Here is an 18,256-nt window from a genome sequence, read left to right on the forward strand (position 1 = left end):
GCCCTCGTCAGCGAACGACGGCCTCCGCACCGACGCCGGCCACCGGGACCAGTCGCTGCAGCTGCGTGACGTGGCCCGGCTCGAGCTCGGCGAGCGTGGAGACGCCGAGCAGACGCATCGTCCGCTCGATCTCGGTGCGCAGGATCGCGATCGTGCGGTCGACGCCCTGCCGCCCGCCGGCCATCAGTCCGTACAGGTAGGCGCGCCCGATCAGCGTGAAGTCCGCACCGAGCGCGACGGAGGCGACGATGTCGGCACCGTTCATGATGCCGGTGTCGATCATCACGGTGAAGTCCTCCCCCACCGCCTGGCGGACCTTGGGCAGCAGGTGGAACGGGATCGGGGCACGGTCGAGCTGGCGTCCGCCGTGGTTGGAGAGCACGATGCCGTCGACCCCGGCATCCCGCAGGCGGACCGAGTCCTCCACGTTCTGGACGCCCTTGATGACGATCTTGCCGGGCCACAGGTCGCGGATCACGGCGAGGTCGTCGTAGCTGATCGTCGGGTCCATCGCGGCGTCCAGCAGCTCGCCGACCGTGCCTCCTGTGGTGCTCAGCGAAGCGAACTCCAGCTTGGGCGTCGTGAGGAAGTCGTACCACCACCACGGCCGCGGGATCGCGTTGACGATGGTGCCGATCGTCAGCTGCGGAGGGATCGAGAAGCCGTTGCGCTTGTCGCGCAAGCGCGCGCCGGCGACCGGCGTGTCGACGGTGAACTGCAGCGTGTCGAAGCCGGCGGCTGCGGCACGGCGCGTGAGCTCGTAGGAGATCTCTCTGTCGCGCATCACGTACAGCTGGAACCAGTTGCGACCGTAGGGGTTGGCGGCTTTCACGCCCTCGATCGAGGTGGTACCGAGGGTGGACAGCGTGAACGGGATGCCGGCGGCGGCAGCAGCTCCCGCTCCTGCCTCCTCCCCCTCGGTCTGCATCAGGCGGGTGAAGCCGGTGGGTGCGATGCCGAACGGCAGGGCGGACGGGCCGCCGAGGATCTCGACGGACGTGTCGACCTGCGGGGCGGGCTTGAGGATGCCGGGGTGGAACTCGACGTCCTCGAACGCCTGACGGGCGCGCGACAGCGACAGCTCGCCCTCTGCGGCGCCGTCGGTGTAATCGAACGCCGCCTTGGGGGTCCGGCGCTTGGCGATCGTCCGCAGGTCGGAGATCGTCAGTGCGGCATCCAGACGGCGCTTGCGACCGTCCAGTTCCGGCTTCTTGAACTTCATCAGGTCGAGGAGTTCGACCGGGTTGGGCAGCTGGCGCTTGACCATCATGGTCCTTTCGTGGTGCTCAGGGGCGGGTGGCACGCACGCGGGTCAGCCCCGCCGCGGTGTAGTAGCCGGTGATGTGGGTCTTCAGGAGGGAGCGCGCGTGATCGCCGTCCCCGGCGTCGATCGCCTCGACGATCGCGTGGTGCTCCGCGCGCAGGTGCTCGGCCATCGTCGACCAGTCGTCGATGCCGGCGACGCCCGCCTGCACGTAGGACTCGATCGCAGTCCTCAGCCCCGCCATCATCGCGGCGATCACGGCGTTTCCGGATGTTTCGGCCAGCGCGAGATGCAGTTGTGCGTCGAGCGCGAGGAACTCAGCCGGAGTCAGCGCGTCCGAGTCCATCGCGGAGAGGATGCGATGCGCCTCGCCCGTGTCGCGGTCACCGTCCGCGGCGAGGGCGGTGGCCACGGCATCCTCGAGGACGAGACGGGTCTTGACGACGTCCGCCAGCGGAAAGCCCTGTGCGGCCACCTGGAGACGCAGCAGCGCCGACATGCCACCCGTGGGTGTCGCGATCACGATGGCGCCCGACTGCGGCCCTGAGCCGGTCGCCGTGCGGATCAGCCCCATCACCTCGAGGACGCGCAGCGCCTCGCGGACGCTGGATCGGCCGACGCCGAGATCCGCGGACAGATCCCGCTCGGAGGGAAGACGGTCCCCCGGGCCGAGGCGGCCGTCGAGCAGGTCCGCCTCGATGTGCTCGAGCACGGTCCGCCAGGCGCGCGGCGTGGACTCCGGCATCCGATCCTCCTGTGGTCTGACCACAGGATAGCCGACTGTGGTCAGACCACGCAACCGGAGTCGCGTCTTGCTCCGGTCGCCGTTCGTGTCGGAACCCGCGCCGCATAGCGCCCCCTACCGCGACCGGAATCACGAGGGCACGCGGGCCGCGGGCTCAGCCCAGGCGGCCGCCGGACTCCTCGAGGTAGCAGTTGCCGCACAAAGACTCGTAGGTGACCACATCGACCGGCGCTCCCCCGCCTGCCCCCTGATCGATCGCCACCTGATCGCCGTCGAAGACGAAGCGTCCGCCGACCACCCGTCCGTTGAACACGGCCTTGCGCCCGCAGCGGCAGATCGTCTTGAGCTCCTCCAGCGACTGCGCGATCGCCAACAGGCGCGCGGAGCCGGGGAACGCATGCGTGAGGAAGTCGTTGCGGATGCCGTAGGCCATCACCGGGATGCCGTCGACGACCGCGATCCGGAACAGATCGTCGATCTGGTCCGGTGCGAGGAACTGCGCCTCGTCGATGAGCAGACAGGCGATGTCCGCCGGCCGCTCGGACGGGATGAGCCCCTCGTCGTCGCGCCGCCGCACCCGCTCCCGCTCCCGCTGGAACAACTCGCGCGCATCGTCGTGAGGACCGATCAGGAAGTCGACGTCACGAGTGACACCGAGACGGCTCTCGATCTGCGCCGCGCCCTTGGTGTCGATCTCGGGCTTCGCGAGCAGGACGTGCTGCCCGCGCTCCTCGTAGTTGTACGCGGCCTGCAGCAGCGACGTGGACTTGCCCGAATTCATCGCGCCGTAGCGGAAGTAGAGCTTCGCCACGGTCGCCTGCTAGCGGTTGATGCCGAGAGTGGCGGCCGTGGACGCCATCGATCGTTCAGCGATCGCGGCATCCGGGTTGAGCTTCGCGCCGTAGGTCGGGATCAGCTCGCGCAGCGTCGGCTCCCACGACGGGTAGTCCTCGGGGAAGCACTTCTGGAGCAGCTCGAGCATGATCGGAACAGCCGTCGAAGCACCGGGCGACGCGCCGAGGAGACCGGCGATCGAGCCGTCCTCTGCGGAGACGACCTCGGTGCCGAACTGCAGGATGCCGCCCTTCTCGGGGTCCTTCTTCATGACCTGGGCACGCTGACCGGCCTGGATCAGCGTCCAGTCCTCGTCCTTCGCCGTCGGCATGAATTCACGGAGACTGTCGACCTTCTTGCGGTGATTCTTGACCAGCTCGCCGACCAGGTACGTGATGAGATCCGGGTTCGCGAACGCGACCCGCAGCATCGGCCACAGGTTGTGCGTACGCACCTGACCGACGATGTCGAACCACGAGCCGTTCTTGAGGAACTTCGGGCTGAAGGTGGCGAACGGGCCGAACAGCAGCGATTCCTCGCCGTCGACGACACGGGTGTCCAGGTGCGGGACCGACATCGGCGGGGCGCCGACGGATGCCTGCGAGTACACCTTCGCCTTGTGCTGCGCGACGACCTTCGGGTTGGTCGTCTTCAGGAACTGCCCGCCGATCGGGAAGACGCCGTAGCCCTTGATCTCGGGGATGCCCGAGCGCTGCAGGAGCTTCAGCGCCCATCCGCCGGCACCGACGAAGACGAAACGCGCCTTGACCTCGTTCGGGGTGAGACCGAGGCCCGTGCGGTACTTGACCAGCCATGTGCCGTCCTTCTGGCGCTTGAGGCTGCGCACCTCCTGGTTGGTGCGCAGGTCGACGCCGCTGGAGGTGAGGTGATCGAAGAGCTGGTGGGTGAGAGCACCGAAGTCGACATCGGTGCCTGCGGGCACGCGCGTCGCCGCGAACGGCTCCCCCTTGCGGCGGCGCTGCATCAGCAGCGGGGCCCATTTGTTGATGACACGGGAGTCCTCGGAGTACTCGATGCCCTCGAACAGCGGCTGCTGCTTGAGCACCTCGTAGCGCTCCTTGAGGTACGCGACATCCTTCTCACCGCGCACGAAGGTCATGTGCGGCGTGGCGTTGATGAACGTCGACGGCTCATCCAGCACGCCCCGCTCGACCAGCGACGACCAGAACTGGCGGCTCTGCTGGAACTGCTCGTTGATCGACACCGCCTTGGCGGGATCGAGGGGGCCGTTCGGGTTCTTCGGCATGTAGTTGAGCTCGCACAGGGCGGCGTGCCCCGTGCCCGCGTTGTTCCACGGGTTGGAGCTCTCCTGCGCCACGTCGCTCAGTCGCTCGAAGGCGACGATCTTCCAGTCCGGCTGCAGTTCGTGCAGCAGCGTACCGAGGGTGGCGCTCATGATGCCGCCACCGATGAGGACGACGTCGACGGATTCAGTCACCCGTACAGTCTAGTTCGCCCCGGCACGGCCCCTGACCGAGGCGACGCGCCGCCGGGGTCAGACGGCGACGGCGAGGCGCGCTGCGACGATCTCGGCGATCTGGACGGCGTTCAGCGCCGCGCCCTTGCGCAGGTTGTCGTTGCTGATGAACAGCACGAGCCCCTTGCCCTCCGGTGCGGACTGGTCGGCGCGGATGCGGCCGACGAAGCTCGGGTCCTTGCCCGCCGCGTACAGCGGGGTGGGGACCTCCTCGAGCGCGACGCCGGGGGCTGCGGAGAGCACCTCGGTCGCGCGCTCCGGGGTGATCTCGCCCGAGAATTCGGCGTGGATCGACAGCGAGTGGCCGGTGAAGACCGGAACACGCACGCACGTGCCTGCGACGCGGAGGTCAGGCAGCTCGAGGATCTTGCGGCTCTCGTTGCGGAGCTTCTTCTCCTCGTCCGTCTCGTTCTGCCCGTCGTCGACGAGGTTGCCTGCGAGAGGGATGACGTCGAATGCGATCGGGGCGACGTACTTCTCGGGCTGCGGGAAGTCGATGGAGGATCCGTCGTGCACGAGGCGCAGCGTGTCGCCCTGGGCGAGGACCCCCTCGACCTGTCCGAGCAGCTCCTGGGCGCCGGCGAGGCCGGAACCGGAGACCGCCTGGTATGTGGACACGATGAGACGCTCGAGACCTGCTTCGGCGTGCAGCGCCTTCAGCACTGGCATCGCGGCCATCGTGGTGCAGTTCGGGTTGGCGATGATCCCCTTGGGGCGCTCGTCGATCGCGTGCGGATTGACCTCGCTGACGACCAGCGGAACCTCTGGGTCGTTGCGCCAGGCGCTGGAGTTGTCGATCACGACGGCACCGGCCTCGGCGAAACGAGGGGCGTAGGCGCGGCTGGCCGTGGCTCCCGCCGAGAACAGCGCGATCTCGATACCGGCCGGGTCGGCGGTCTCGACATCCTCGGCGATGACCGTGACGCCACCGAACTCGATCGCGCTGCCCGCCGAGCGTGCGGACGAGAACAGCCGCAGCTCGCGGATCGGGAACGATCGCTCGCTGAGAATCTCGCGCATGACGGTGCCAACCTGGCCGGTGGCGCCGACGATGGCGACGGAGAATCCTGAGTCGGAGATGCGGGTCATGAGCTTTCCTCGGGCTGATGCAGAACTGCAGGCGAGGCGCTCGGCACGGCGTCGGAGTGCGGATGCCGCGCCTGGCGCCGATGTCAGGGTTTCGGCGAGTCTACCGTGCCGCGGAAGGGCCGATGCCCCGTGAGACGGACTTTGCGCGGTCGCCCGCCGGATCAGCGGCCGGTGCCTGCGTGGACCGTCGCCTCGATCTCGTTGTCGAGGCCGTAGGCGGTGTGCACGGCGCGCGCCGCATCGGCGAGCTCGTCGCCGCGCAGCACGACCGAGATGCGGATCTCCGACGTCGAGATCATCTCGATGTTCACGCCCGCGATCGACAGCGCCTCGAACAGCTTCGCCGAGACGCCGGAATGCGTGCGCATCCCCGCACCGACGACCGACAACTTGCCGATCTGATCGTCGTGGACGAGGCTCTCGAAGCCGATGTCCGCCTGCTCGCCGGCCAGTGCCTTGAGCGCGGCCGAGGCATCCGCCTTGGGCAGCGTGAAGGAGATGTCGGTGCGTCCGGTGGCCGCGGCCGACACGTTCTGCACGATCATGTCGACGTTCGCGCCGGACTTCGCGACGATCTGGAAGATCTCCGCCGCCTTGCCCGGCACATCGGGCACACCGATGATCGTGATCTTGGCCTGGCTGAGGTCGGTGGCGACGCCTGCGACGATCGGTTCTTCCATGACTTCTCCCTCAGATTCGCGGGGGTTGACCATCCCCCGACCAAGAACATATGTGCCTTCTGCCGCCGAGAACGACGAACGGGCGTGGATCAGGACGCCGTGACGGCGCGCGTACTCGACGGCGCGGATGTACAGGACCTTGGCGCCGTTGGCGGCGAGCTCCAGCATCTCCTCGCTGGAGACGTGGTCGAGCTTGCGCGCCTGCGGGATGACCCGCGGATCGGCGGTGAAGATTCCGTCGACGTCGCTGTAGATCTCGCAGACATCGGCCTTGAGCGCTGCGGCCAGCGCGACGGCGGTGGTGTCCGACCCGCCGCGACCGAGGGTGGTGATGTCCTGAGTGTCGTCGTTGAGTCCCTGGAACCCGGCGACGATCACGATCGCGCCCTCGTCGAGCGCCTCGCGGACGCGCTTCGGGTTGACTTCGACGATCCGCGCGGAGCCGTACCGGTCGTCCGTGCGCATTCCGGCCTGCGGCCCGGTGTACGAACGTGCCTCGAATCCCATCGAGTGGATGGCCATCGCCAGCAGCGCCATCGAGATGCGCTCACCGCTCGAGAGCAGCATGTCCATCTCGCGCGGAGCGGGGATGGGCGCCACTTCGGCCGCCAGATCCAGCAGTTCGTCTGTGGTGTCGCCCATCGCGCTCACGGCGACGACGACGTCGTGCCCGGCACGACGGGTGTCGACGATGCGCTTGGCGACGCGCTTGATGCTCTCTGCGTCGGCGACAGACGAGCCGCCGTACTTCTGCACGATGAGGGCCACGTGAACACTCCCAGGGATTTCAGGCGGATCCGCCCACGGGACAGTCTACTTTCGCGCCGTATGCCGCATTGCGTATGTGACGTCCGCTGCACCCGCGAGGGTTGATGATGCCGTGATCACGGTGCCGACGGCGGCGTCGGCGTCACGGTGGGAGCCGAGCGCAGGCGCCCGCCGGTTGCGGCGAACCAGCATCCGATGATCACGAGGGGGAATCCGATGAGCAGCCCGGGGGTGATCGGCTCTGAGAGCACGATGGCGCCGAGGATGATGGCGACGATCGGGTTGACGTACGTGAACAGGGGTGCGCGAACCGGTCCCACCTCGCGGATCAGCGCGAAGAAGGCGAGGAAGGCGATCGCGGTGCAGATCACAGCGAGGGCGAGCAGCGCGCCGGTCGATTCGAGCGTCGGCATCTCATGCTGTGTCGCCGCGGCGATCGGGAGGTAGATGATGCCGATCGCGAGCAGCGCGAGAGTGATCGTGCCCAGCGATGGCACATCGCCGAGCTTTCGCGCGATGATGAACGGCGCGATCGCGTACAGCACGGCGACGAGCAGCACCTCCCCCGCCGCGATCAGGTCGCCGGAGGCGAGACCGGGTCCGGCGACGACGATCGCGACGCCCGCGAACCCGACCAGCAGTCCCCCGAGCCGCACGGGACGCAGCACGGTGCGATCCCCTCCGCCGAGTGCGATCAGCGCCGCGAACAGGGGCACTGTCGCGACGAGAAGGCCGGTCGGGCCGGAGTGCAGAGTCTGCTCGGCGTGGCCGAGCAGCACGAACGGTCCGCCCATCTCGACGAGACCGAAGGCGAGCACCCACGGCCACTTCTTGAGCGCCGGCCGCAGAGCGCCGCTGCGGATCGCGAACGGCAGCAGCAGGAGCGCCGCGATGAGCGTGCGGCCGGCGACGATCGCCGGCGGCGAGTAGGACTCCACCGCGATGCGGATCAAGAGGTACGGCACGCCCCAGAGCAGTGCCATGGCGCCGAACAGCAGCCAGCCGCGACGGCTCACGGTGGCGTGCGCGTTCACCGGTCGTCCTGCGCGCAGGCCGTCACAGCGTGCGACGCCCTTCGAAGGCACGACCGAGGGTGACCTCGTCGGCGTACTCGAGGTCGCCGCCGACCGGAAGCCCTGAGGCGAGGCGCGACACCGTGATCTGCATCGTCGTGAGCAGCCGGCTGAGGTAGCTCGCCGTCGCCTCCCCCTCGAGGTTCGGATTCGTGGCGAGGATGACCTCCTGCACCGTGCCGTCCGCGAGACGCGTCATGAGCTGGGCGATGCGCAGATCGTCCGGGCCGATTCCGGCGATCGGGCTGATCGCACCGCCGAGGACGTGGTAGAGACCGCGGAACTCGCGCGTGCGCTCGATCGCCGCGACGTCCTTGGCGTCCTCGACCACGCAGATGAGAGCGGCGTTGCGACGCGGGTCGCGGCAGATGGTGCAGCGGTCCTGCTCGGAGACGTTGCCGCAGATCTCGCAGAACCGCACACGGGCGCGGACCTCGGTGAGCAGCTCCGACAGCCGCGCGACGTCGAAGGACGGCGTCTGCAGGATGTGGAACGCGATGCGCTGGGCGGACTTCGGACCGATGCCCGGAAGGCGACCGAACTCGTCGATGAGCTCCTGAACGATTCCGTCGTACATCAGCTGAACCTCGTCTGCGTCGGCGGCTCGTACGGCTCTTCACGCAGGAAGGTGGCGCCGAGGACCTGCCGGATCACGGCTTCGCCGTAGCGCTGGATGCCTTCGGGGGCGGCGGAGCGGGCGGTGACGACAGGCGCCTGCGGTGCCGGTCGCGCCTGGGACGCCTGCGGTGCCGACGTGGTGACGGAGGCGGACGTCCCGGGCGCCGGTGCGGGTGCCATGGGAGCAACACGCGCGGATGCCGGTGCGGACCCGTACCCGGATGGGCTTGGTTCGTCCGACGGATCGTACGGCGGCTCGTCCTCGTCCGGAGCCTGGTCATCATCCGGCAACGGTGGCTCGTCGTCGGAGACGCGCCCGTCGACCGGCGGCTGCGGCGCGGACGCCGCTGACTCGACTTCGGCGGGCTCGTCATCGACGGGCAGCGGAGTCTGCGGCGCCTCGTTCCCCTTCGGGATCGGCGCCACCGCCCACTCCGTCACGGGCGAGGACGATAACGCGCTCGGGCGAGCAGCCGGCTCGGATGCCGGGGCCACCGGAGCCGCGGCAGTGGGCGTGGAGGCTCCGCCCGCGGGCAGCGGCGCAGGCTTGTACTTCACCTTGACGCCGAGCTCCTGCTCGATCGCGGTGCGCAGGTGGTCCGAGGGTCCGGGGCCCGGTGTCGGGCCCTTGAACCGCGTGACATCCTGAGGGCTCGCGAAGCCGAGCGTGAGCACCTCCGTGGCCGATTCGTAGTCCAGCGGCTGGATCGCGGTCACCATCAGCCATGCCGTGCGACTGATGCTCTCCAGTCGCTTCAGCACCGCAGGCCAGGACGCTCGGATGCGGTCGAAGTCGACGGGACCCGATGTCATCGGCGCGGCGGAAGGCGCCGGAGCGGCTTCCGAAGCCGGGTCAGCGACGGACGCGGGCTCGGGCGAGGCCGTGTCGGGCGCGCCCACCGGCTCGGGCGCGGACGGCGTCCCGTCCGAGACCGGAGCGGGCTGCGGCGCATTCTTCTCGGCGGAGGCACGGCCGAACTCGTCCGCGGCAGCGTGCGCCGGATCCACCGGTGTGGTCTGGACCACAGGCGCGGCAGCCGCCGGCGCAGCGGCGGGCGCAGGTGCAGCAGGTGCAGGTGCAGACGCAGTGGCAGGCGTCGACACCATGCCCGCGGCAGGCACGCCGGCCGCGGGCCCCGCACCGGATGCACCCGCCATGGCCGGGGCGAGCACCCGGGCGATCATGAGCTCGAGGTGCAGCCGCGGCGAGGTCGCGCCGGACATGTCGTCCAATGCCGCGCTCACGATGTCGGCCGTCTGCGAGAGACGCGCCTGTCCGAAGGCCGAGGCCTGCGACTGCATGCGCTGCATCTCGTCAGAGGGGATGCCCCGCAGCACGGCGGCGGCGCCGTCCCCGACGGCGGCGATCACGATGAGGTCGCGCAGCCGCTCGAGCAGGTCGTCCACGAAACGGCGCGGGTCCTGGCCGGTCTGGACGACGCGGTCCACCGCGGGGAAGGCGGCAGCGGCATCGCCGGCGGCCAGAGCGTCGACGATCTCGTCCAGCAGCGCTGCGTGCGTGTACCCCAAGAGAGAGACCGCGCGCTCATATGCGACGTGGTCGCCATCGGATCCCGCGATCAGCTGGTCCAGCAGCGAGAGCGTGTCGCGCGGCGATCCGCCACCGGCTCGCACCACGAGCGGCAGCACCCCCTGCTCGACCTGGACGCCTTCTTCGCCGCACAGCTTCTCGACGTACTCGAGCATCGCCGCAGGCGGTACGAGTCGGAAGGGATAGTGGTGCGTGCGCGAGCGGATCGTGCCGAGCACCTTCTCGGGCTCGGTCGTCGCGAAGATGAACTTCACATGCGCGGGCGGCTCTTCGACGAGCTTCAGCAGCGCGTTGAACCCCTGCGGGGTCACCATGTGGGCCTCGTCGAGGATGAAGATCTTGAAGCGATCGCGGCTGGGCGCGAACGTCGCACGCTCGCGCAGATCGCGCGCATCGTCGACGCCGTTGTGGCTGGCCGCGTCGATCTCGACGACGTCGAGCGAACCTCCGCCGCTGCGGGACAGCTCGATGCAGCTCGGGCAGACACCGCAGGGCGTGTCCGTCGGACCTTCGGCGCAGTTCAGGCAGCGCGCGAGGATGCGCGCGGACGTCGTCTTGCCGCACCCGCGCGGACCGGAGAACAGATACGCGTGTCCGACACGATCACCGCGCAGCGCCGTCATGAGCGGCTCGGTCACCTGCGACTGCCCGATCATCTCCGCGAAGTTCTCAGGCCGATAGCGGCGGTAAAGGGCTGTGGTCACTCGTCCAGCCTACGGCGTGCCGCCGACATCGAGACCTCAGTCGGGAAAGCCGGTGATCACCGGGATCGCACTCGTGACGACCGGCACGGATGCCGACATCAGCGTGCCGTCGTCACGCCGTGCGTCGGCGAACTGCCGCAGCGTAGGACGTCCAGGGATGAGGGGCCCCTGGCCGTCCAGGGCGACCACGGCATCCTGCCCTTCCGACGCCGTGTACGACGCTCCTCGAACGGTGAACGAGACCGGGTCTCCCGAGCGGATGCCCACCCGCAGTTCGTCCCGCGTCACGGTGACGTCGAGTGCTGTGCCGCGCCATTGCAACGGATACGACAGCGACGGCCAGTCCGCCGGCAGCCGCGGGTCGAAGCTCAGCTCGCCGCCGTGATCGCGCATGCCGCCGAATCCGCTCACGAGCGCGGTCCACACGCCGCCGGCCGACGCCACATGCACGCCGTCCGCCGCGTTGTGATGCAGATCGCCGAGATCCACGAACAGCGACTGCTCGAAATACTCCCTCGCGAGGTCCTGATACCCCACCTCGGCCGCGAGGATCGACTGCACCACCGCGGACAATGTCGAATCCCCCGTGGTCAGCGGGTCGTAGTACTGGAAATCGGCGAGCTTCTCCTCGGCGGTGAAGTGGTTGCCCTGCAGGAACAGGGCGAGAACGACGTCGGCCTGCTTGAGCACCTGGAACCGGTAGATCACCAGCGGGTGGAAGTGCAGCAGGAGCGGGCGCTGTTCGTCCGGCGTGTGGGCGAGGTCCCAGACCTCCCGCTCCAGGAAGAGGGAGTCCTGCGGGTGGATGCCGAGACCTTCGCTGAAGGGGATGTACATCGCATCGGCGGCCTGCTCCCAGGCATCCGCCTCGCCGGCATCCAACCCGGTGCGCTCCACCAGCGCGTCGTACGCGTGCGGATCGCTCGCCGCCAGCTCGCGCACCACGCGTGAAGCCAGGCGCAGGTTGAAGCGGGCCATGACGTTCGTGAAGAGGTTGTCGTTGACCACGGTGGTGTACTCGTCTGGCCCGGTGACGCCGTGGATGTGGAACGTCGCGTCGCCGTTGGTCCCGCGCCAGAATCCGAGCGTGGCCCACAGGCGAGCGGTCTCGACGGCGATGTCGACGCCCTCACGATGCAGGAAGTCCACGTCACCCGTGGCACGCACGTACTTCCCGAGCGCGAAGCTGACATCGGCATTGATGTGGTACTGCGCCGTGCCGGCCGCGTAATACGCCGACGCCTCTTCGCCGTTGATCGTGCGCCAGGGGAACAGCGCCCCCGCCTCGTTCAGCTGCGCGGCACGGCGGCGCGCGGCGGGGAGCATGAGCACGCGGGCACGCAGAGCGTTGCGCGCCCACTGCGGCGACGTGTACGTGAGGAACGGCAGGACGTAGATCTCCGTGTCCCAGAAGTAGTGGCCGCTGTACCCCGAACCGGAGACGCCCTTCGCCGGCACTCCGGAACCGTCGGCGCGCGCCGAGGCCTGCGCCAGCTGGAACAGGCACCACCGTGTCGCCTGCTGCAGGGCGTCCTGACCCTCGATGCGCACGTCGCTGCGCGTCCAGAACGCATCCAGCCACTCCGACTGAGCACGGAACTGCGTGTCGATGCCCTCGATCGCGACCCGGTCGAGCGAACGGCGGCACCGGTCGACGAGTTCGCGCGCCGGGACGCCGCGGGACGTGTGATAGCTGACGAGCTTCGTGATGCGGATCGGGATGCCGGCCTTCGCCTGCACCCGGAACACGTTCTTCGCGATGTCGGGTTCGCACAGCTGCCGTGCGTTGTAGTCGTTGTCGGTCTCGATCATGTGGTCGGCGACGACGGCGGCGGTCATCCCCGACTCGGTGACCTCGTACGACAGCGCGGAACGCAGGCCGTCCTGCCAGTACTCGACCGGCTGCAGCACCCGCTCGGTGATCTTCTCGGCGCGGCGCGGATCGAAACCGGCCTTCTGCGCGGCGACCGGCGGCGTCCCGCCGTACACGTTGCCGCCGTCCTGCCTGTTGAGGATCTGGCAGCTGATCGTGACCGGAGCGTCCGCGTTCTCCACGGTCACCTCGAGCCGAAGGATCGCGAGGTGGCGCTCCTCGAAGCTGACCATGCGCTCGTCGCGCATCCGGACGCGCTTGCCGGACGGCGTCTCCCACACCAGTTCTCTGCTCAGGATGCCGGTGCGCATGTCGAGCACGCGCGAGTATTCGCGGACATCGGCCTCGTCGAACGAGATCGGCTCGTCGTCCACGTACACCCGCATGACCTTGGCATCGGGCGCGTTGATGATCGTCTGCCCCACCTCGGCGAACCCGTACGCCTGCTCGGCGTGACGGATCGGCCAGGTCTCGTGCAGGCCGTTGATGAAGGTGCCGTGCTCGTGCGCACCGCGCCCTTCGATGTGGTTGCCGCGCAGCCCCAGATAGCCGTTGCCGACGCCGAACAGCGTCTCGGAGACGCCGTCCTCGGTGTAGCGCGTCTCGACGAGACGCCACGGGTCGACGGGAAAGCGGTCACGATCGATCATGCGGTCTCCGAAGGGGTCGTCGGGAGAAGTCGGGCAAGGTCATCGACGATACAGGTGGCACCGGACGCCCGCAGGACATCGGGTCCAGCGCCGCGGTCGACACCCACGATCGTCGCGAAGCCGGCGGCGGATGCGGAGGCGACGCCGGCCACGGCATCCTCGACGGCGGCGCCGGTGAGGACGTCGACGCCGAGAGCCACAGCACCGGCGGCGAACATGTCGGCGGCCGGCTTGGAGGCGAGCGCCTCGCGCTCGGCGACGACGCCGTCCACGACGATCTCGAAGAAGTCGCGGAGGCCGGCGCCGCTGAGCACTTCCTCGGCGTTCTTGGAGCTCGAGACCACTCCCATGCGGATCCCCGCGTCCCGCAGCTGCTCGAGCAGAGCCAGCGAACCGGGGTACGGCGTGATCCCCTCGGCCCGAAGGGATGCCGAGAAGGCGGCGTTCTTGCGGTTGCCGATGCCGCAGATGGTCTCCTCCGCCGGATCGTCGTCGACGGCGCCCCAGGGGATTTCGACGTTGCGGCTGCGCAGCAGACTCGCGACCCCGTCATACCGCTTCTTGCCGTCGACGTAGGCGAAGTAGTCCTCGTCGGTGTACGCGGGTTCGATGCCCCATCGGGCGAAGACCTCGTCGAACACCGCCTTCCACGCACGCATGTGCACTTCGGCCGTCGGCGTCAGAACGCCGTCGAGGTCGAACAGGACACCGGACATGGTGCGCAGATCGGGCAGGGAGTCGGACACGCGGGCCTCCAAGAAGCTGTCGGAGTTTCGGGCCGGCACCTCCGTGTGCCTCTGCCAGCGTAATGCGCGGAGCGCGCCGGACGCTACGCCCGGCCGACCCGCAGCGCACGGAACCGGGCACGGTGATGGCAGACTGGCGTGCAGATCGAAAGGGGTCAGGGTGCTCGCTGCCGAACGCCGCTCGCGCATCGTCTCAGAGGTGCGCCGCTCCGGAGCCGCGGCCGTCGCCGACCTCGCTGCGGCGTTGGACGTCAGCGAGATGACGGTCCGCCGCGACATCGACGTCCTGGCGCAGCAGGGCGTACTCGACAAGGTCCGAGGCGGCGCGACGATTCCGCGCGTGCCGGAACGCCCCGATGTCGATTTCGCCTCCCAGTCGCGCCTGCGTCTTGCCGAGAAGAACGCGATCGCCACCAGCGCGGCCGCGCTCGTCGAGCCGGGGATGGCGATCGGGCTCTCCGGCGGCACGACGACCTGGGCTCTCGCCCGCGTGCTGCGCGGCATCCCCGACCTGACGATCGTGACCAACTCGCTTCCGGTCGCCGATGTGTTCGCCCGCCCCGACCGTGCCGACGAGCCGTACACGGAGACGGTCGTGCTCACCGGCGGCGTGCGCACCCCGGCGGACGCACTCGTGGGGCCCATCGCCGTGCGCGCGCTCGACGTGCTGCACTGCGACGTGGTGTTCCTCGGCGTGCGCGGCGTCGATCTGCAGGCCGGCCTGACGACATCGAATCTGCTCGAGGCCGAGACCAACCGCGCCCTGATCGCGACCGGGAGCACGTCCGTCGTCCTGGCCGATCACTCGAAGTGGGGCGCCGTCGGACTCACCACGATCGTCGACGTCGACGAGATCGACCGCCTCATCATGGACGACGCGCTCTCCGCCGATGCGGCCGGGAAGCTCGACGGCCACGTCGAGCTCACGCTCGCACCGGTCGAGGACGCTGCCGACGCCTGATCAGCGGGCGGTCGAGGAGCGCTGCACGATGCGTGCGCCGACGACGACGTGCTGCACCGGCATGTCCATGCCGGGCGGCGTGTTCATCTGACGCTCCAGCTGATCCAGCGCTGCATCCACCAGAGCGCCGTCATCCGGAGCGACCGAGGTGAGCGTCGGGGCGGAGAAGCGTGCCGCATGCACGTCGTCGAACCCGATCACCGCCACATCCGTCGGGACGCGGATGCCCGCGTGGTGCAGTGCAGCGAGGACGCCGAATGCCAGCGAGTCGTTGGAGCAGACCACCCCGTCGCACTCGACGCCCCGTGCGATGAGATCCGCCATCGCGCGGCGCCCCTCCTCCGGCGTGAAGGCGTCGACGGTCGCGATGAGCGCCGCGTCGCCGCCGAGACCGAGTCGGTCCACCGCCGCTCGGTAGCCGGCGAAGCGCTGATCCGCGGCATCCGACGGCAGCGCGTCTCGGCGGCCGATGAACGCGATCCGACGGCATCCCGCATCCGCGAGGTGCACGGTCGCGGCATCCGTGCCGCCCTTGTTGTCGACCGTGACATGCGTGAAGGGGCTGACCTGGATGTGCTCGCCGAGCAGCACGATGGGCCCCGGAGCGGTGCGCCGAGTGAGATCGCCGACGGTCAGCGAGCGAGGGATGTGGACGAGCCCGTCGATGGGGGGAAGGCCGACGCCGTTGGCGATGTCGACCTCGCGTTCGTGCCCTCCGGCGGTCTGCTGGATGAGGATCGACAATCCTCGCTCGTGCGCCTTCGTGACGAACAGCGACGTGAGCTCCGCGAAGTACGGCTCATTGAGGTCGGGGACGGCGAGCGCGACGATGCCCGTCCTCACCCGCCTGCTCACCGGCGCAGTGCGCGCATGCGCTTCGTTCACGGCCACGCTCCTCGTCGAGATGCTCTGGGATCTCACGCTACCGTCCTCGTGCAGCTCACTTCTGCACCCGGAACGCGATGACGCGCGCCTGCCGTGCGCCGTTGGTCGCGGAGATCACCAGGCGCGCCGCCGAGAACGGGCCGAGGTCGGTCGGCAGCGCGTGCCGACGATGCCGGCGGCGGTTGTCCCGCTCGTGCGCGACCGCACGCCATCCGTCGCCTCCGAGCACCTCGACGCGGTAGTCCCGCACCAGCTGCGGGATGACGCGGTCGGGGCTGCGGTGATGGTGCAGCGTGTTGAGCTCGAGATCGACGTCGTCGTCGAACACCAGCCTGATCTCGCTCGCGGTGACGGGTTCGTCCCAGTCCAGGCGCAGCCACTCGTCGCGTCCGGGCGTCATCGGGGCGGACGCCCACATGTTCGGCCCGTCGTAGGGTCGGTTGAATCCGCTGGTCGCGCGCTCAGGGGCGAGGACGTCGGATTCCCGGAGCGCCCGGAACAGCACCGAGCGTCCTCGGAGCGGCTTGGTCGGCCACTGCACGACCAGCTCGCCTCGGCTGATCTCGACGTTCTGATCATCGTTGTCGATGCGGTGGACGAGCGTGAGGACGCCAGGAGGCAGCTCGTCGGTCGTGAACAGCGTCACGTCAGGGTCATGCCGGATGACGACGATGACGTTGCGCGCACGATCGGCTGCGTACGGCAGCTCGATGTCGATCCAGCGCGCAGCGCCGGCGGGTACGGGGACGGATGCCGCAGCCACTCGCTCCACCGGGATCACGTTCTGGGGGCGATCGGATACGTACGCCTCGGCCACCAGCGTGGTGTCGGCACCGCTCGCCACGCGCAGGGCGATGCCACCGAAGCGGTCCGTCACAGGGACGACGATCCCGATGTCGTCGGTCAGCGGATGCGGGATGCCGTCGCCGGCGGCATCCGTCCCGATCGTGCGCGTGAAGCCGGATGCCGTGACGGAGGCGACGCGCGCCAGATCATCCGGATCCTCGTTGGCGACGCCGATCAGCGTGGCATCGGCGCGCAGCAGGGTCTGGCGAAGCTGTGGCAGATGCTGCTCGTACACTCCGCGCGGCGTCATGCCCCCGGCGACGCTGAGCGCGGCGGCCGCGCCTGCGGCCTCCCCCATCGCCGCACAGGTGGCCATGACTCTGGCCGCGCCGAAAGCGATGTGGGTCGCGGAGACGAGCCGACCGGCCATCAGCAGGTTGCGCACGTTCTTCGAATACAGCGTCCGGTAGGGAATCTCGAACACGCCGTTCGAGAAGCGCTGAACGGCGCCGGCTCCGCTCGCGTACATGCCGCCTGCGGGATGCAGATCGATGGACCATCCGCCGAACGCGACGCCGTCCTCGAACGATGTCTGATCGACGATGTCGCCCTGATGAAGCGTGTAGTCGCCGACGAAGCGGCGATATTCGCGCTTGCCGGGGATGTTGCCGATCCACTCGAGATCGAGGGTGTCGGCGTCGAAGCGTCCGGAGTTCTTGATGTAGTCCCAGATGCCGAGGATCACGCCGCGCAGTTCGTCTCGGATGCGCTCGTTGTCATCGACGATGTCGAGCTCGCCGCCCCACTCGACCCACCAGTACGCCGCGCCGCTGTCGCCCGAGCGGATGATGCGCGATTCGGGAATGGGCGTCGTCGTGATGTCGATGGTCGAATCGGGCGCCACGAATTCCACCGGTCGGCCGAGGTCCTTGGAGTAGAACAGCAGCGTCGATCCGAGGAACTCGCGCTTCGGCTCCTCGGGTGCCCACTCCTCGCCGAATTCGGCCTTGCTCTCTTTGCCGAGCCGGTAGCGCGCTCCAGCCAGGTGGCCGACGAGCCCGTCGCCGGTGCAGTCGAGGAAGATCGGCGCGGTGAAGACCGTGGTGATCTCCGACCCCATCGTCCAGCCGGTGACCGAATCGATCACCCGGTCATCCTCCGGCCCGTGCGCAGCCACCTCACGGACGTCCGTGTTCAGGAACAGCGTGAGGTTCTCCTCCGCCCTGACGGCGTCCAGCACCACGTCATCCCAGTGGATCGGATTGCCCTCCGGATTGCGGTACTGGTTCTCGACGTACAGCTCGCCGATGACACCGGTTTCACGCGCCCAGCGCTGGTTGCCGTGAGCGGTCGCCCCGCACACCCAGACCCGCACCTCGGACGACGAGTTGCCGCCGAGGACGGGCCGGTTCCCGATCAACGCGACGCGCTGTCCGAGCCGGGCCGCTGAGATGGCCGCCGAAACACCGGCGAGGCCTCCTCCGACGACGACGACGTCGGTCTCGACGGATTGCGTGCGCATGCTGATGG

General features: G+C 68.9%; 14 protein-coding genes. 1 reads left to right on the top strand and 13 read right to left on the bottom strand.

Features of this window, described 5'->3' with window-relative positions; all coding sequences use genetic code 11:
* Positions 1 to 7: 7 nt before the first annotated feature.
* The 11 genes from ACFCYE_RS15385 to ACFCYE_RS15435 form a co-directional block, all read right to left on the bottom strand.
* Positions 8 to 1,267, bottom strand: a complete 1,260-nt coding sequence (locus ACFCYE_RS15385) for an alpha-hydroxy-acid oxidizing protein (protein WP_376180176.1) — start codon at positions 1,265 to 1,267, stop codon at positions 8 to 10.
* Between the two features lie 19 nt (positions 1,268 to 1,286).
* Entirely contained in the window at positions 1,287 to 2,009 is a 723-nt protein-coding gene (locus ACFCYE_RS15390) for a FadR/GntR family transcriptional regulator (RefSeq protein ID WP_376180075.1), read from the bottom strand.
* A gap of 154 nt (positions 2,010 to 2,163) precedes the next feature.
* Positions 2,164 to 2,820 carry a thymidine kinase gene (locus ACFCYE_RS15395; RefSeq protein WP_376180076.1) on the bottom strand — a complete coding sequence of 219 codons (657 nt, stop codon included), beginning with the start codon at positions 2,818 to 2,820 and terminating at the stop codon, positions 2,164 to 2,166.
* Between the two features lie 9 nt (positions 2,821 to 2,829).
* The gene (locus tag ACFCYE_RS15400; RefSeq protein ID WP_376180078.1) at positions 2,830 to 4,302 is read right to left on the bottom strand and encodes a malate:quinone oxidoreductase; all 1,473 of its coding nucleotides are present in this window, start codon (positions 4,300 to 4,302) and stop codon (positions 2,830 to 2,832) included.
* A gap of 57 nt (positions 4,303 to 4,359) precedes the next feature.
* Positions 4,360 to 5,430, bottom strand: a complete 1,071-nt coding sequence (locus ACFCYE_RS15405) for an aspartate-semialdehyde dehydrogenase (protein WP_376180080.1) — start codon at positions 5,428 to 5,430, stop codon at positions 4,360 to 4,362.
* Between the two features lie 161 nt (positions 5,431 to 5,591).
* Positions 5,592 to 6,878: an aspartate kinase gene (locus tag ACFCYE_RS15410; RefSeq protein WP_376180082.1), complete on the bottom strand. Its 1,287-nt coding sequence runs from the start codon at positions 6,876 to 6,878 to the stop codon at positions 5,592 to 5,594.
* Between the two features lie 116 nt (positions 6,879 to 6,994).
* A complete protein-coding gene (locus tag ACFCYE_RS15415; protein WP_376180084.1) occupies positions 6,995 to 7,912 on the bottom strand; it encodes a DMT family transporter in 918 nt (305 codons plus the stop codon).
* Positions 7,913 to 7,934: 22 nt separating this feature from the next.
* Positions 7,935 to 8,528, bottom strand: coding sequence for a recombination mediator RecR (recR, locus tag ACFCYE_RS15420; protein ID WP_376180086.1), 594 nt, complete (start codon positions 8,526 to 8,528; stop codon positions 7,935 to 7,937).
* Positions 8,528 to 10,825 carry a DNA polymerase III subunit gamma and tau gene (locus ACFCYE_RS15425; RefSeq protein WP_376180088.1) on the bottom strand — a complete coding sequence of 766 codons (2,298 nt, stop codon included), beginning with the start codon at positions 10,823 to 10,825 and terminating at the stop codon, positions 8,528 to 8,530. Before ACFCYE_RS15425 ends, recR begins: the two co-directional genes overlap by 1 nt.
* A gap of 36 nt (positions 10,826 to 10,861) precedes the next feature.
* Complete coding sequence (locus tag ACFCYE_RS15430; protein WP_376180090.1) at positions 10,862 to 13,348, bottom strand: glycoside hydrolase family 65 protein; 2,487 nt, start codon at positions 13,346 to 13,348, stop codon at positions 10,862 to 10,864.
* Positions 13,345 to 14,094 (bottom strand): HAD family hydrolase, encoded by a 750-nt coding sequence (locus ACFCYE_RS15435; RefSeq protein ID WP_376180092.1) that lies wholly within the window; start codon positions 14,092 to 14,094, stop codon positions 13,345 to 13,347. The genes ACFCYE_RS15430 and ACFCYE_RS15435 overlap by 4 nt, the downstream gene beginning before the upstream one ends.
* Before the next feature lie 160 nt (positions 14,095 to 14,254).
* On the opposite strand from ACFCYE_RS15435, the gene ACFCYE_RS15440 reads away from it, so the two are divergent.
* The gene (locus ACFCYE_RS15440) at positions 14,255 to 15,055 is read left to right on the top strand and encodes a DeoR/GlpR family DNA-binding transcription regulator (RefSeq protein ID WP_376180094.1); all 801 of its coding nucleotides are present in this window, start codon (positions 14,255 to 14,257) and stop codon (positions 15,053 to 15,055) included.
* Here ACFCYE_RS15440 and ACFCYE_RS15445 read toward each other — a convergent pair whose 3' ends face one another.
* Together ACFCYE_RS15445 and ACFCYE_RS15450 are read right to left on the bottom strand one after the other, a co-directional pair.
* Positions 15,056 to 15,940: a LacI family DNA-binding transcriptional regulator gene (locus ACFCYE_RS15445; protein WP_376180096.1), complete on the bottom strand. Its 885-nt coding sequence runs from the start codon at positions 15,938 to 15,940 to the stop codon at positions 15,056 to 15,058. It lies immediately after the preceding gene.
* Positions 15,941 to 15,995: 55 nt separating this feature from the next.
* The gene (locus ACFCYE_RS15450; RefSeq protein ID WP_376180098.1) at positions 15,996 to 18,248 is read right to left on the bottom strand and encodes an FAD-dependent oxidoreductase; all 2,253 of its coding nucleotides are present in this window, start codon (positions 18,246 to 18,248) and stop codon (positions 15,996 to 15,998) included.
* Positions 18,249 to 18,256 lie beyond the last annotated feature (8 nt).

The organism is Microbacterium sp. NPDC056234 (genome assembly GCF_042267585.1).
Taxonomy (GTDB): Bacteria; Actinomycetota; Actinomycetes; order Actinomycetales; family Microbacteriaceae; genus Microbacterium.